1 protein-coding gene is annotated in these 1,130 nt (G+C 60.2%); it reads right to left on the minus strand.

The features are described from left to right. Positions 1-1,107: IS66 family transposase (gene tnpC / locus ACK8OE_RS20810; RefSeq protein WP_410274222.1), on the minus strand; the 1,107-nt coding region annotated here is incomplete at its 3' end. Positions 1,108-1,130 lie beyond the last annotated feature (23 nt).

Here is a 1,130-nt window from a genome sequence, read left to right on the forward strand (position 1 = left end):
GAGAGCCTGGTCCGGCGGCCCGCCCGGTTTGGGCCTGGCCTTGTGGGCGTCGACAAAGCGTCGCCTGGAATGAGCCATACATCCAAGGTGCGTTGCCCCTTTCAGCGAGCGCCACGCCGTATAGCCATCGCTCATCAAGGTGCCGCGATAGTCCCCCAGGAAGGCCTGGGGGTAGGTGGAGGCACGACCTGGCTGGTAATCGAGCAGTACGATCGGCTCCCGGCTGTCCTCGGCGCTGCGATAGGCCCACATAAAGGACTTACTCGTGGCTTCCCGATCCTTTTCCTTCAGCACCTGAACCGTCGTCTCGTCACCATGGATCAGCGGCTGGGACAAAAGCCGCAGCTTCAGCGCGTCATAGATGCGGCTCAGATGTTTTTCACTGGAACCGATAACCCAGTGGCCCAGGGTGCCGCGGCTGATAGGAACACCCGCGCGTTCAAACGCCTGCGACAGGCGATAAAGAGGCGTTCCGTCGACATATTTATGGACAAGGGCAAAGGCTAGCGTCGAGGCCGTGGCCACACTCCCCGGCAGGGGCTGCGCCGGCATAGGGGCGATGACAACAGGCGTGTGGATACCGTTACGATCGCAATGGCGGCAGGCATATTTGAAGCGCACATTCTGCAGAACCTTCGCCTTGACCTCGATATGAAGCTGCTCGGACTGGACGTCTCCTATCCTATGCATCTGGCCACGACAGCAAGGGCACCCCTTCTGATCGTCGGGAAGGTCATATTCGACGCGCTCGCGCGGCAGGTTTTCCGGTAGCGGGCGGCGCCCGCGCTTCTTACCCGTCTCAGGATTGCCAGACGCTAAGCCGGTTTCCGGTAAAACAACGCCATCGCCATCGCCGCCATCGCCGTCATCACCATCCTCGCCCTCATATTCCGCCACCGTCTGTTCGGCTTCATTAAAGAGGCGGTCGATGTGTTTTTCACTCTTGGGGGCAAATCGATGCAGCCGCGCCAGTGCCAGTTCTTCTTCAAGTTTGACGACCCGCAGGGCAAGCGCTTCCTTCTGCGCCTTCAACAGGGCGATTTCGGCCGCATTGGCCTTCAACTGCGCCAGCAGTTCCGCAACACTTGGCTCGCCCGCTCGATTCATCGGATTCTTGAATCTGAACCGCG

The organism is Asticcacaulis sp. W401b, assembly GCF_046503825.1.
GTDB lineage: Bacteria > Pseudomonadota > Alphaproteobacteria > Caulobacterales > Caulobacteraceae > Asticcacaulis.